This is a genomic window from Paenibacillus durus, from assembly GCF_000756615.1.
In the GTDB taxonomy this organism is placed as follows: Bacteria; Bacillota; Bacilli; order Paenibacillales; family Paenibacillaceae; genus Paenibacillus_AQ; species Paenibacillus_AQ durus.
This window is the reverse complement of sequence record NZ_CP009288.1, coordinates 3180999-3196970: the sequence shown is the minus strand read 5'-3', so window position 1 is coordinate 3196970 and position 15972 is coordinate 3180999. Positions and strand designations below refer to the sequence as shown.

The 15972-nt window shown below is 51.0% G+C and carries 2 protein-coding genes (1 of these 2 cut by a window edge); both read right to left on the bottom strand.

Translation table 11 applies throughout. From position 1 onward, the window contains the following. Nucleotides 1–9652, bottom strand: partial view of an SDR family NAD(P)-dependent oxidoreductase gene (locus PDUR_RS28775; RefSeq protein WP_042206751.1) — the 5' portion only. Its footprint begins 5477 nt before the window's first position; only the first 9652 of its 15129 coding nucleotides appear in the window; the start codon lies at nucleotides 9650–9652; its stop codon lies beyond the left edge, outside the window. After that, a complete protein-coding gene (locus PDUR_RS13640; protein WP_042206750.1) occupies nucleotides 9649–15966 on the bottom strand; it encodes an SDR family NAD(P)-dependent oxidoreductase in 6318 nt (2105 codons plus the stop codon). The genes PDUR_RS28775 and PDUR_RS13640 overlap by 4 nt, the downstream gene beginning before the upstream one ends. Nucleotides 15967–15972 lie beyond the last annotated feature (6 nt).

Sequence of the window (15972 nt, the reverse complement as noted above, 5' to 3'; positions counted from 1 at the left end):
TCTGCAAAGCGCCATCCAAAACAGCCGGGTGGAGCGTCTCCTGCTCCAATTCATCATTCGCGCTCTTTAAGCTGATCCGGCCCAGTACCGATGAAGCGCTGCACCATATGTGCTCTACTGTCTGATAATGCGGACCATAGCTCAAGCCTGAATGAGCAAAGGCCCGGTATAATGCTTGTTCAGTAATGCTCTCTTCACTTTGCTGCTTGATCTCTTCAAGCGGCAGCCATTGTTCATCTGATTGACTGTTATTGCCGGCGGCAGCGCTATGATCCGCCTGCTGTACAGAGTAGCTGCCCGTACAATGGACCACCGTTCTACCCTCCAGCAGGCTGGTGATTTCATACAGGAAACCGCCGCGCTCCTGTGTCTTCAGGGTGATACGGCATTTATGCGACTGGCCTGACACAAGCAGCGGCTCTCTCCATACCACCTGAGAGAAGCTTAAGTTCACATCAGGGTTCTCCGCCAAGATGCCCGCGCATGCGCGCACCAACGCCAGATAACATGCTCCCGCAAGTACCGGTTGGCTCAGAACCCGGTGATCATTCAAGAGAGGATGCGCCGCATCAAAGGATTTCTGAAAGACAATGCCTTCTCCAACACTTAAATGAGCCTCTACCGAATCAATCAATGGATGTAAAAAAGCACGGCCGCTGTTGACTCTATGACCGCTTTGCTCAATCCAATACCGTTTGCGTTCAAACGGGTGCCCCGGCAAGGAAATCCGGCGCGGACGGGCATTGCCATGCAGCAGATCCCAGTCGATCTCTGTTCCATTCACCCATAATCGGATTACCTTGTGCCAGTTCCCGGCATTAATTACGCTTTGAACATACAATCCGTCTTCATCATCCGGTCCGATTCTCCACGGAGAATTGGCTTCCGTAAGGCTGCCTGTCACCAGCTCAGGAATGTCTATCGAACCTTCCGCATACTGATTCAAGCTCTGAATGGCGTCCTCCACGGAATGAACCACCATGGCCAATCTTTCAGTCATCGCTTCGCGGCCCGCCTGTAATGTAAAGGCGATATCCCGCAAGCGGATCGATGAATCCTGCTGCTGGTCAGCCAGCAGCTCAACCAGATAATCGCGCAGCTGCAGCGCACTTTGCCGCAGTCTTGCTCTATCTTTAGCTGAGAGTACAATAATCTGCGGTGAGCAAATATCATCCCCGGCGATATCATAAGCAGGGATGAATTCCTCAACGATCAGATGCGCATTGGAGCCGCCCGCGCCAAATGAACTGATTCCCGCTCTTCTCGGAGCGGTGCTTCCGCTTGTGCCGTCGCCCCATTCCGCCAATTCCCGCTGTACCCTAAACCGGGTATCCTCAAACTTGATATGAGCATTCGTAACATCGGCGTGAATCGAAGGCACCAATTGTCTGTGCTTGAGCTGCAGCAGCACTTTGGTCAGAGCAGCTATACCGGCAGCGGACTCCAAATGGCCGATGTTGGATTTGACCGACCCAATAGCACAAGCTGATTTATTGGGATCGCCGTCATAGGCTTTCACCAGGCCGCTGATTTCCAGCGGATCTCCCAATGCCGTACCAGTGCCATGCGCTTCAATATAAGAAATTGTAAGCGGATCAATATGGGCCCGGGTCAGAGCAGCGGCGATGACATTACCCTGCGCTACAGGATTAGGCACGGTTACGCCGGTAGTCCTGCCTCCATGATTCAGCGCGGTTCCCTTTATCACTCCATAAATGTTATCGCGGTCCATAACCGCTTGATGGAATGGCTTTAATAACACAGCCCCTGCACCTTCACCGGGTACGTATCCATCGCCACCCTCGCCAAAGCTGCGGCATTTGCCGTCGCTTGAAGTGAATTTGCTCTGGCTGAGCAGCAAATATTTATGAGGATGAATGCTCAGGTTCACCCCGCCGGCTACCGCCAGCTCACATTCTCCCCGGCGGATGCTGTCGCAGGCCAGATGAATAGCCGTCAGGGAAGAAGAACACATCGTATCCACCGCAATACTCGGACCCGTGAAATTAAAAAAGTAGGAGGCCCGGTTAGCCACAAAAGCATGCGAGGAGCCCGCGACGACTTCATTGCCTTTGGCATATTCCTCCGCACCCAGCAGTTGGTATTGTCCATACATGACTCCCGCGAACATGCCGACGGTATGCTTATCGAGCTGTTGTCGGGAATAACCCGAATCTTCGATTACACGCCATACCGTTTCCAGAAACAGCCGCTCCTGCGGGTCCATGAATACGGCATCTCTGGGGGAGATTTGAAAAAACAGCGGATCGAACTTGTCCACATCGTTAATAAAACCTCCCCACTTGCTGTAAGACTTCCCTTTACGATCCTTATCGGGATCATAATACTGCCGGTAATCCCATCGATCCGCTGGAATTTCCGTAATACAGTCTTTGCCCGCTTTTAGATTCGTCCAGAACTGTTCCAATGTGTCAGCCATCGGGTATTTGCCGCTTAATCCGATAATGGCGATGTCCTGAGACCCCGGGATCTCTTTTGTGGACTGTAAGGCTGGGAGGTCTTTCAGGAATCGCTTTGCCGGATGCGGCGCAGCAGTTCCGTGTGCTGTAGAACTTAACCGTACCTCCGCTTTATTAGATGGTTCTTTAACTCTATTTTCTGCCAATTTCACCTGTGTCCCAATCGTCTGGCCCCATGCTGTTAACGCATCGGCATAGTCGCTCACGAAGTGGTCAGCCAAAGCTGAAATCGTGCGGTATTCAAAAAACAGTGTCTTGGGAAGAATGCCAAACACCCGCTCCAGCTCACGTGTCAAATCCATGCTCATCACAGAATCCAGTCCGTATCTTTCGAAGCTTTCCCGGATATCGACCCTTGCCACTGGCAGTTTAACGATGTCCGCAACGGCTTCCTTGAGCAGTTGTTCTGCTTTGCGCTTCAAGTTCGAAGTATTACCGGCAGCAGGGCCATTTGCTTTCGGTTGTATCTGTGCAAAAGCAGTGTTCACTATGTCCTTACCGTTAAAACGGTTTAAGGATTCTCTGATCTTGTCGCGGTTTCCGGATAATACACCTACATTAAGACTGCCCGTAGATTGTAGAATAAGCTCAAAAGCTTCGATTCCCTGCTTTGTGCCAAGAGGGAAAATACCCGCTTGCTTGAGGTGCCCGATCGTCATTTCGTCCGGCTTCATTCCGCCCTCGGCCCATTGAGGCCAGTGAATCACAACCGTCTTGCCGGGTCTTCCCGAGCTTGTTCTCACATCCGCATAGTGTTCCAGGAAGCTATTAGCATAAGCATAGTCACTTTGTCCGGCATTGCCCTGCAAAGCAACCATTGAGGAGAACAGCGCAAAGAAGGCCAGCGGTTCATGCCGCAAAGCTTCATCCAGAATTAGAGTCCCGTGTACCTTCGGCTGAATGACATTCTCCATTTTTTGGCGGCTTTTGTTCACTAACAGTGCATCCCGGATATTACCGGCACTATGGAGCAGGCCGTCGATACGCCCAAAGCGGTTCTTCACGAGCTCAACCAGGCGGTGTACATCCTCCTTGTCTGTCACATCGGCCTGAACATAAATGGTCTGCGTTCCCTGCCCGTTGATCTCCGATAAACGGCTTTCGATTGTCTCATTCAACATCGAGCGGCCGGTAAGTACAAGATTACAGCGTGCTTTAGCTGCTAAGTAACGGGCAAAGATAAAGCCCAGCCCGCCTAAGCCGCCCGTAATAATATAGGTGCCGCCATCAACAAGCGGCAGAGCAGCAACAGGAATCTCCGCTTCTTCCTGCTCCAGCAGACGTTTAACGAATCTCCGCTTGCCTTCATACCTGACCTCAATGTCATGATCCAGAGGCGGTTGGCTCTCCTGAATCATCACTTCCGAATCATCGTAGAAGCCGCTTGAAGCGCTGTTCTTAACCTCTATAACTTTGCAGCGCATTTGCGGGTATTCGAGCTGCAACGTTCTGATGAAACCGCTCAAAGCCGCATACAGCGGTTGAGGTTCACCCCGTTCAGTATGATATAAGCAGATAAGCCTTGTATTAGGTTTCACGTGGTCTGCCGCCCATGCTTTACTGAACGCAAACAGGTGATACAGAGATTGGCTGAGTTGTTCCGAAAGCTCCTGCATATCTAATGTGAATCGGCTGTCCGGACAAGCAAACAGGATGGTGTCAGGCAGATTATGGTTCTGCTTCAGATGATGCAGGAGCTGTCCATAGTCCTGCTCACTTCCCTGTCTGACCTCATAGCTGTTCTCGTCCTTGCAGCGGTAGTATTCACCGCTGTTCACCGTTACAATATGTTCGTAGCTGCCGGAGTTCCGCAGATTCTTCACCATCGGACTGCTGCCGCCGATAAGCAGCATTGTTCCTGACCCGTTTGCGGCAGCAGAGCTTGCAGGCTGTGTGTCCTCTTCCCAAACCGGACGGCAATACAATAACTCCTGATCGCTTCCTTCAGCAGCAGCATCTAGTGGGGTACGCTCCGCAGTTTCCGCCAAACGTTTCAATGTGAAATTCTGAATATCCACCAATACCTGACCATTCAGGTCGAGAATATACAAATGAACCGTCTGGAAACCGGAGTCGTCCAGCCCTTTGTCACTTTCGCGTTTTACATAAACCATACATTGATTAACAGGGTGACTGTGCAGCGTGATGCGTTCCGCACTGAACGGCAAATAAGGCCGCTCACCATCCTGGTGATTAGCCCAAGCGATGCCGGCAACCGTCTGAAAAGCTCCGTCGAGCAATGCGGGATGAAGCCCGAATTCTGAGCCGTGTTCAGCAACCTGATCCGGCAAAGACAAGAGGCTCAGAGCTTCATTCCCACTGCAAAAAAGCTCTTGAATGCTCTGAAAAGCAGGCCCGTAGCTCATACCGAACTGTTCAAAGCGGCCATAACACTGTTCCTGATCATAGCGTAGGGTACAGTTCTGCTTAATATCGTCAGTCTCGATGGTCTGTACGGCAGCAGAATCATCCGGCTGAGCATACACCAGTTCTCCGCTGTTATGCAGCAGAGGTTGTCTATCGGACGCTGCCGTAAGGATGTTATATTCCACACTTTGATCCCGAGGACTCAGCTCTATCGTGAGGTTGGCAGGAGTATCCATTAAGTACAACGGCTGCCTCCAGACCACATTCCGGATTTCACTGACTCTCATGTTATGATTGGATAAATCACCCGCTGCTCGGGCCATTTCCAGGTAAGCCGCCCCGGGCCATAAGGTACGCCCTTTAACGGAATGGTCCATCCAATGCCATTGCCGCTGTTCCAGCATTTTACTAAAGCTCTGAACCTGTAACGTTGAGACGTTCGCGTCCAATAATGGATGTAAATTTTCTCTAGGGTAATCCGACTTCCCTGATGGATTGACTGTTCCTGTTGCTTCATTTACCCAATAACGTTCTTTGGCAAAAGGGTAGGTGGGCAGCGATATCCTCTTCGGTAACGCAGGGCTGGAAGAATACAGCTTGGACCAATCGGCCTTGATCCCGCACACCCAAAGAGCTGCCAGACGGTCAAGCTCCTTTTTAACAAGAAGCTGATCAATTAAGGCGCTCATCTCTTCGCCATTCATAATTAACCGCAGCGACGATTCCTCTGCTCTGGTATTCCCATGGTGCAGAGACACACCATCCGCTCCACTCTGCACATACCGGGACAGCTTGTCCTGTAGTTCGGTGAGAGACGATACAACCAAGGCCAGCCTTTCCTCCATTTCTTCCCGGCCCAATTGCAGCGTATAGGCTAGATCGGCCAGTGACGGAGCGGCATAGCTGGAATTCTTGGTATCCGGCAAGCTCCGTGCCGGTGCTTCGATTGCCGCGGCAGTCAGGTGCATCTCTCCCAGGTAAGCGGAACGGTCAGCAATTCTTTCCACCACCGACTCCAGTGATGGAGCGGTGATTAAATCATGAACCTCCGAAGGCCACGCATAACGCTTTTGCAATTCCTCGGTTAACCTGATTAATTCACTGCCCTGCAGCCAACCGTCCTGCAGACTAGCCTCTGCATCCAGTTCGCTTTTGTCCATTTGCAGAATATCAGCGGCGATTTCCAGCACTACTGAACGGATGGAAGCCAGTTCCTGCGTGATCTTCTCCTGATTACGGGACCCAGTTGGAACCGCAGCGGATTCAATGGTATTGTTCAACGGCCCGTTTAATGCCTTGTTCAAATAATTGGCGAATTCTTCAGCGTATTCGCTCAGGCGCTCTTTATTTTGAGCGGATAAAATAATTAATTGTGGACCTGCCGCCTCGCGCACGGCTTCGTTTGCAGCATCAGCGCTGTATTCTTCCAGCAGCACATGCACATTGGCTCCACCCGCTCCGAAGGCGCTAATTCCCGCGCGGCGCGGATACTCCCTTTCCTCTCCGTCAATCGAGACCACTGGTCTTTTCCATTCCGTCAGCTCCAGCTGGACACTAAAGGGAGAGCGGTCAAACCGGATATTGGGATTCGGCGTTTCCGAATGCAGAGAAGGCACCAGCAGCTTATGCTGAAACTGTAATAAGAGCTTCGTTAAGCCCGCAATCCCGGCAGCCGATTCGGCATGTCCTATGTTTGACTTGACGGAACCAATCGCACAGAAGCCGGTATCTCCGGTAAACTTGCCGAACGCCTTGGTAAGGCCGGTAATTTCGATAGGATCGCCTAACGAAGTTCCGGTTCCATGGGCTTCCATATAACTAATCGTTCTCGGGTGGATTCCGGTCTCCTTCAAGGCATCTGTGATCAGATCCGCTTGAGCGTTCGGGTTAGGGACGGAATACCCATTCGTTTTGCCCCCATGATTCATCGTGCTTCCTTTGATCACCGCGTATATGCGATCTCCATCAGCAATGGCTTTGTGCAGCGGCTTCAGCAGAACGGCTCCAGAACCTTCACCGGGCACATATCCGTCTCCGCCTTCACCAAAGGTCCGGCAGCGGCCATCTGTGGAAAGGAATCTTTGCTGGCTGAGCATCAGATATTTTTGCGGATGGATCGACAAGTTGACTCCACCTGCTACAGCGATTTCACTCTCCCCGCTGCGGATACTGTCACACGCCAAATGAACCGCAGTCAGAGATGAGGAACACATCGTATCCAGTGCAATACTAGGACCGTGAAAGTTGAAAAAATACGATACGCGGTTAGCGATGGATGCATACGACGAGGTCGGAGCCAAGGAAGTACCGTCGCTGCTTGCACCGAACAATTGATACTGGCCGTACATAACCCCAACGAACACGCCAGCTTTGGCATGATTTAGCGAGGATTTGGGATAACCCGCGTCCTCCAGCGTCTGCCACACAGTCTCCAGGAAGATTCGTTCCTGCGGGTCCATGATGATCGCTTCTTTAGGAGAAATACTGAAAAACAATGGATCGAACTTGTCCGCGTCGGCAATAAATCCGCCCCATTTTGAATAGGACTTCGATTTATCGTTCACATCTTCCGTGTAGGCGGCAAGCGCATCCCAACGGTCCTGTGGAATCTCCGTAATGCAATCCCGGCCATTTTGCAGGTTATCCCAGAATTCCGATGTATTCCGGGCTAACGGATAGCGTCCGCTGACCCCGATCACGGCAATATCGCCGCTTTCCCGCTTCTCTTCTTTAGGTTTGGCGCTTGATACAGAAACTTGTCCGGAAACAGCGAATCTTGATGATTTCGCAGAAATAAGCTCTTTTTGCTCCTTAGGCGGCGCGGCTTCGTTTCTTTCGGCAGCGGTTGGTTCATTGTCCTTAAGGCCCGCAAGCTGCGTTAACACCCCGGAATGGTTGTCGGCAAAATAGGCGGCAAGCTCACCTATATTTTGATATTCGAACAGCAGCGTTTTGGACAGTTCTCCAAAATCGGCCTCCAGCTCCCGGTTCATCGCCATCACAATCATGGAGTCAACGCCATAATGCTCAAAGGCCTGATCGGCCTTGATCCCGGTTGCCGGATATTTGGTTGTCTTCGCCAGCAGTTTAATTAACATCTGCTCAGCGTATTCTTTGAGCTTAGGGCTTGCGGGATGAGCCGCTACGTTCTCTGTCTTCGTTTTCTTCATCTTCTCGGAAGTCTGAATTCTCTGCGTTTCCTTACCCTGGTACAGTTCAAGCAACCCTGTGGCCGCCGCACTGCCTGTTCCCGTGACCGCCAGGATTTGATTAACTCCGTTTCCGGCACATAAACTGGTCTCCAAAGCGCTTAGACCCTGGTCTGTCTCCATGATGGAAATATCGAGTGAATTCTTCATCCAACTTTCCTGTGCCGGGCTGATCTCCATACCACCGCTTGCCCATAGAGGCCAGTTAATGCCCAAGGTTCTCCCATGTCTCGCATGACGATGAACCAGAGAGTTTCTCATCTCTGCAAAATGGTCCATAAAGGCGTTGGCATAAGCGTAATCGCTTTGCCCTATATTTCCCAGCAGCGAGGATATGGAAGAAAATAGCACAAACACATCCAGTTCCTCGTCTTTGGCGGCTTCGTCCAAATGGATCGTACCCATTACCTTAGGCGTAAGCACCAGCTCTGCTTGTTCTCTCTTTTTATTGAGAATAAATGCATCCTGCAATAAACCCGCACAATGGATAATGCCGTTCAATGCTCCGAACTTCTCTTTGGCGGCATGGATCAGTTGCTTGGTTTCCGCTTCAACGGATAGATCCGCTTGCACATAAATGGCGGATGATCCTAAACGCTGTAATTCTTCCAGTTGCTTGTCTATCCGCTTGTCTGCTTCTGATCTGCCATTCAGAATCAGGTTAGCCTTGTAGCGGTCCGCAAAATGCTTGGCAACAAGAGACCCCAATCCGCCGCAGCCACCGGTAATTAGATACGTACCGCCACGCACGAGCGGTATTTCTTGATTAAACTCCTGAGAATTCATTTCTTGGATCGACCTTACATAACGGTGATGTCCTATATATTTCACTTCGCGGGAGGTTCCGCCTTGCTCTGCAAGCTCAGTAAGCAAGTGCTGAACAATCCGGGATAAGTCTGAATTACCTGTACCTGTTGATTCAGATAATGACTCCAGTTGAACACTTTTGAACAGAAAGTTAGGCTGCTCAAGTCTGATGGTGCGAATCAAAGCGCCAACAGCTGCATACACCGGCTGAATCTGAGCCGGCTCCGACGTATGCAAATACAGCAGCGGAAGCGGAGACGTGATCTTTAGACGAAGCAGCGCTTGAGTCAGATAAAGAAGCGAATAGAACCCTTTGGCCAGTTGTTCGTTTACCTTATCAGAGGACAAGTCGGAATTGGTACCACGGGACCAGGCATGAAGGATTTGGGGGGAGTCTATCTCACCCAGCTTCAGATCAGCCAGCAATTGCTCATAATCCCCGGGAACATCCACCCGAATCCGGTATGAACCGTCTGCCAATTTGGCGTAAGCATCACCTTGTTGGATCACGGTACAACACAGCCGGGCCTTCTGTCCGGCATATTCCTCAATTAGTTGAGAAAGTCCATGGTTTTCATCAAAAATGAGCAAATTCCCCGGTCGATGTTCCGCTTCCGGATCGCTTTTTATAGCTGATTGTGTCCAAGAGGGCTGATAAAGGTGAATTTCATCTTCTTTCTGGCTGCTGCTTCCGGTCTGAAGCTCCATTAACATTTGTTTACCTTGTTCCGGTGTAATTTGATTAGCTTGAACCATACTGAAGATTTGTCTTTTTGTCTTCCGGCTCACAGTACACTTCCCTCCGCTAAACGTTCGGCTTCATTCAAGTCCACATCGCCGCGCTGAAGTTTATACAGTATATCCAACACTTCATCTTCTACCGCCTTCATCTCCGGTACTGAGGTCTGCACCAACCGGGACGAAAAACCGTTCATTCGAACCAACAGATTACCTGCTCTGTCGGCAATGGCAAGATTATATTTTCTGAGAGACGATATCTGCTTACCTGACTCCTCTACGGAAACAATATGGCAGAAGCACTCTGGTACAAGCGGCCTGATCAGTTCCAATTCATCCAGTGCGAAAGGCAGGAATTTACTGTTTCCAAGGGATGTACCGCCAGTCCCCATCAGTAATGCGCTCTGCAGTGTGCCGTCCACTAAAGAAGGATGCAGTTTGTAGCTCGTCAATGTATCGGCTATTTCGGCTGGCAGCGAAAGATAAGCCCAAGCTTCCTGATTGTTCCTGCTTCCATGCTCCTGAATTACGCGCAGCGACCGGCCATACTGGAATCCCATCTCATATAATTTCCGGTAACATACTTCTCCCGAAACAGGAGCATCACAGCTTTTGATGATTGCTGGAATGTTCAGTTTCAGTCCATTCCCTGAAGAATCCGCCGTCTCCCGAGAATCCCCCAGGATAATATTTCCTTGTGCGTAAACGAAATCTTTCGCATGGGCAGACCTGATTTGGGCCTCCACGAATGCTCCTTTAGGGACTAAAGTGGTCGTTATCCCGCAGGCTTCTCCAGTGATGGTCATCGGCTGCAGCCAAATTACATTTCTCAGCTTGCTGACCTGCTGCTCCCCGGCAATCTCACCAGCCGCCCGGGCCATTTCCAGATAGGCCGCGCCTGGCAAAATCCGCGTTCCCCCAATCACATGATCTTTGAAAAAAAACTCCTCTCCCGAGAGCCGCGTGCTAAATTTCTGCTCATACAGGCTGGATGTATTCTGTCCAATCAAGGGATGAAGCTGCGGTTCCACAGAAGTATCATGCTTGAAAATAGGGAACGTAGTCTTATTACCCGCCCAATATCGTTCCTTGGCATAAGGATAAGTCGGCAAGGAAAGCCGGCGGCAAGGAAAGCCCTTCTGTAAATCTGTCCACGGGATGAGCGCCCCCTGAACCCAGGAGCGGGCAAGCTGGTAAGGATCGGACTTCCCGTCTTGTACCGAAGCAACGCTTTCCGGTTCTCCTAATCCCCTATTGGCCTTGGCCATTCCTGTAAACAGGCCATCCGCTTGCTCTGTCCCTGTACAGTACAGGGATAACAAAGCTCGCAGCTTATTTAAATCATCCACCACCACAGCTAATCTTTCATCGCTTTCCTCGCGCCCGGTCTGGAGGGTAAAGGCCAAGTCGGACAGCAATAACTTCACATTGTGCTGCCCCTCCACATCAAGGAACTTCAGTAATTTCCGGGCGTATTCATTAAGCTGTTCCTTGCTTTTTGCGGATAAAATAACGATTTGCAGTTCACCGCCGGTCCGATGCTCGTTATAGCCGTCAGCGGCTACAGGTTCATCCTCATATTGCTCCAGAATCACATGCGCATTGGCCCCGCCAAATCCGAAGGAGCTGATACCGGCTCTGCGGGGAATGGTGTTGCCCCGGGCATCCGTCAATTTCGCCCATGACTGCGTCGTGTCGGCAACGTAAAATGGACTGCCCTCTAATTCGATATAAGGGTTCAGTCCTTCAAAATGCACATTTCCCGGAATAGTGCCGTTCTTCATGGCTAACAAAACCTTGATTACCCCGGCAATGCCTGCCGCAGTCTCTAAATGGCCGATATTGGTCTTCACAGAACCAACACCGCAATATCTGGCCAACGGAGCAGGTTCCCCGCGCAGCTTGCCCAAGGTGCTAAAGGCTTTCTTCAGCCCGTTGATTTCAGCCGGATCACCAAGTGGCGTCCCGGTTCCGTGCGCCTCAATATAAGTTACGGTCGCCGGAGATACATCGGCTTTGCCGTATGCCTCTACCAATAACTCCGCTTGGGCGTTTACATTGGGTGCAGTCAGGGAATTCGCTCTGCCGCCGTGGTTAACGGCCGATCCTTTTACGACACCATAAATATGATCCCGGTCTTTTATCGCTTTACTCAAGGGCTTGAGAAGAATGGCCCCTGCCCCTTCGCCCCGCACATAACCGTTGGCTCTATGGTCAAAGGTGCGGCATTCTCCGTCCTTGCTCAGCATCCCGGACTTTCCAAAGGCCAAATACAACAGCGGACTGGCCATCACGTTGACGCCGCCGGCAATGGCTAGTTCGGATTCCCCGCTGCTAATGCTCTGTACAGCTCTGTGTATGGCTACCAATGAGCTGGAGCAGGCTGTATTGACAGGTTCACTCGGACCGTGGAAGTTAAGCAGATAAGAGATCCGGTTAGCCAGAACACTGTGGGAATTGCCCGTTGAGAAATGCGGTTCTATATTGATGCCATTCGCAAGCAGCACATCATAATAATCCATCGTTCCTACACCGACGAACACCCCTGTCCGGGAGCCGGACAACGCAGAAGCTTTATAGCCTGCATCCTCAATGGTTGACCACACTGTTTGCAGGAATAACCGCTGCTGCGGGTCCATCAGTTCTGCCTCAGCAGGTGATATGCCGAACCAGCCTGCATCGAAGGTATCCACTTCCTTGAGGAACCCTCCCCATTTGGACGGCGAGGTGTTAGGCTCATTCGTCTCGCTGTAGAAAGACTTCCAATCCCAGCGCTCCGGCGGGATTTCCGTGACCAGATTCTTTTGCGAGCTAAGATGCTCCCAGAATTGACCCAGATCTTCGCTCTGCGGCATTAGCCCGGCCATTCCGATAATCGCCACATCCTCTTCGCGAACTTGAGGTTTATCGGGCTTGGATACAGGCTTTTCGGGAGCCGCAGGTTCGGCAGCGATGAAAGGCTTATCCACAGCTTTATCTGAAGCCTGATTGCCGTTCTCCGCAGCATCCATTAAGTCTGAAGGCGCCGCAAATGACTCTGTATGTCTTGCTGTTACCGCTTCTTTATGATCATTCAGCAGAAAGCTCGCAAGAGCCTCCAGCGTAGCATATTCAAAGAAAATAGACGGATTGAGCCGCAGCTCGTACTCCGTGTTGATCCTGTCGGCAAATTCAGCCAGATTAATAGAATGGAATCCATACTCGCTGAGCGCCTTATGCGGAAAGATATCATGTGCCTTAACCTTCGTCAATGCGCTTACTATGGCAACCAGATTGCCATTAAGAGCTGTTGCAAGCTCATCTTCGTTGGGCTGGACAACCTTATGCTGGACACGCTGCTCGGAATTTAAGAGTGCTTGATCCAGTTCGAGCAGGCGGCGCAGCTTTCCTTTGTCCCCCTGAACAATTCCGAATTGAGAAGATTCCGTAAGCGAAAGCCCTTTTTCAAAAGCTTCTATCCCCTTCAATGTGTCCAGCGGGATCATGCCGGAAGTCCGGCTGTATAAGGCAAGCGTGGAATCCTCCATCCGCATTCCGCCATTGGCCCACAGCGGCCAGTTGATGGACAACGTCTTCCCGGAACGGATGCCTTGGTGTCTCCAGTACTCTCTAACTTCCGCAAAATGATCCATATAGCCATTCGCATATGCATAATCGGCCTGCCCGGCATTGCCGGTCACGGCTGCAATGGAAGAGAATAACACAAAGAACTCCAGAGCCAAATCTTTGGTCGCCTCGTCGAGAAAAACAGTTCCGGCAGTCTTAGGTTCAATGACCTTCCAGAAATCTTCCGCATCTTTACCAGCAAGATATCCGTCCCTCGTAATGCCTGCTGCGTGAATAATCCCTGTTAATGAATACCCTTGGTCATGAATGTATGCCATCAAAGACTGTACCTCTGTTCTGATATTCACATCCGCCATCCGGTATTCAACAGTCGCTCCCTTGGCTCTGATCTCCTGCAGCTTATTCTGCTGAAACTCCGTTAACGGCGAACGGCCGGTCAAAATTAAAGTCGGACTTGCCTGCTCAGCAAAATGCTCAGCAAATATCAGCCCCAGTCCACCGGCACCTCCGGTAATCAGATAAGTGCCGTCCCTGCGTACTGCGAGTTCTTCAGCGGCCTGCGGTTTCAGTAGAGTCTCTTTCCAGTGCAGGCACTCTCTGGTCCCGCCGGAATAACGAATATGAACCTCCTCGCGGTTCTTCTCTGCAAGCTCCTGCTGCACTAGCGCAACTCTCTGCTTGTCCGGCACATCTTCCCGCCATTCCAGGAGTCTGAATTGCAGACGGCTGTTCTCAAGCTGAACCGTCTTCCCCAAAGCGCTTAACGCCGTATGCAAGGTACTATAGGCGCTGGGAGATTCATTTGCGGGACACAGATAGAGCACCTGCGTTTGTGTTTCCAGCTTCATGTCCATTAGGGACTGAAGCAAGTAAATCACGGGCTGAAGAGAAGCCCGCAGTTCACCTGTAAATTCATCCTGCGGATGCGTTGCGGCAGATCGCGTGCTTTTGGATGCGGCAAAAAGAATTTCGTCCGGCAACTTATGGTTCCGCTTCAGCGAGTGCAGCATTCTTTTGAAATCATCTTTTTGAGCAAAATGAAGAGAAAATCCTCCATCCGCTTTTTCCTTGTAGTCCCCGTGCTCGATAAATAGGGCCTGCTTATTCCCGTTCAGAAAAGCTTCTGTCACAGCAAGTGAACGGTACAATGACTCGTCGTTGAAGATAACAGTTAGGCTGTGTGCTCCTGATGCGGAAACGGAAGTTGTTACCATATCCGCACCAATCTGCCATATAGGCGTCTTTTCCCAGATCGGCTTGTAATACAGAACCTCATCCGTACCAGCCGATATCTGTGCCGGTTCCACTACCTTTAATGTAAAGCCCGTAACAGAGACCAGTACCATGCCGTCCTTATCGGTAAGCTGGACATCAAACTTGCGGCTGTGCCGGTCTTCCTGCTGTACTTCACTATTGGTAACATAGGCGAGGCAATCCTTGGGAAGCGGCGAGCGTATTTCGATTTCATCGATGGCAAAAGGCAGGGAAAGCGCACTTGCGTCACCGGAATGAACGAGCCCTATCACAGCCTCCAGCGCCCCGTCCATTAAGGAAGGATGGAGCAGGTAACGGGAGAATTGTTCCTCCAACGAGTCAGGAAGCTCCAGATAAGCCAACGTTTCCGTATCATTATGATGAAGCTCCGTTAATGCCTGAAAAGACCTTCCCAACTGAAGCCCTCTTTGCCGGAAAGCGGCATAACAAGCCTCCTTATCCATAGTCACAGTGCATCTGGACTTAATCAAATCCACATCGATGTACTGTGGTTTCAGAGTTTCCACGGATGAGTCATAGCAAATCACGCCCTTGCCGTTCACGATCCGCTGACCTTCATGATTGGTTGTGCTCATTTCATATTGAAATGCGCCTGACCGTTCTGCCGCAGGAAGCAGACGGAGCGTTGCATCTTTGAGCCGTTCACCTTTCGACATTCTGAAAGGCTGCAGCCAAATGATATCCGTCAGCTTGTTGACGACCGCGCCGGGATTGGCAATGGTTCCGGCAGCCCGCGCCATTTCCAGGTAAGCCACGCCCGGCAGCACGCCTTCGCCTTCCACTTGGTGATCCGCCAGGAAGAACTCATGCGGGTAGAAGGTTTTGTGAAAGCTTAATGCTGCAACAGTGGAGCAATTGCTGTCAATCAAAGGATGCAGCACCTCAGCCCAGCGGGCATTGCCCTTGCTTCCAAGTGCTTCTGAACCTGCTCCAGCTTCGGCTTTTTTTGCCTCTGCCGGCGCATCGGGAACCCAATAACGGTCCCGGGCGAACGGATAAGCAGGCAAAGAGAGCTTATGGCAGCGCTGGTCCGCATAAAGCGCTCCTAAATCCCCGCAGGCACCGGCAACGAACAACTCGGCTAACTCCTGATAGCGGCGCTTTATTCGTGCCTCCGCCGGAAGTAAGCGGATTTCCCGTATAATTTCAGCGGCTCTTTCCATACTGGCAGAGGGATCACCCTTCACATTTGCTGAGCCCGGTTCTCCCTTCATCCATTTCCCGCTGTGGAAATCCGCAGATATTTCAGCTTGTAAAATCCGCCGCAGCTCATCCAAGCTCTTGACAGCCGTTGCCGCACGATATGGAAAATGGCTTCTTCCCGCAAGTAAAGTATAAGCCACATTTAAGAGGTCAATCTCTTGACCGGATTGCTGCTCCAGCCATTGTTCCAGATCAATTATTTTTTGCTGAAGGGCTCTTGCGGTTTTCGCAGTCAGCACAATAAGCTCATAGGCCCCATTGTCTGTTGAAGCAGGCTTGTCTTCGTAAGCGCCCTTTGGTTTCAGCTTTGTTTTCACCATACTCAT

What these genes read in the sequence shown, in the direction of transcription:
- PDUR_RS13640 (WP_042206750.1), bottom strand. Translation starts at nt 15,966, where the DNA reads ATGGTGAAAACAAAGCTGAAACCAAAGGGCGCTTACGAAGACAAGCCT.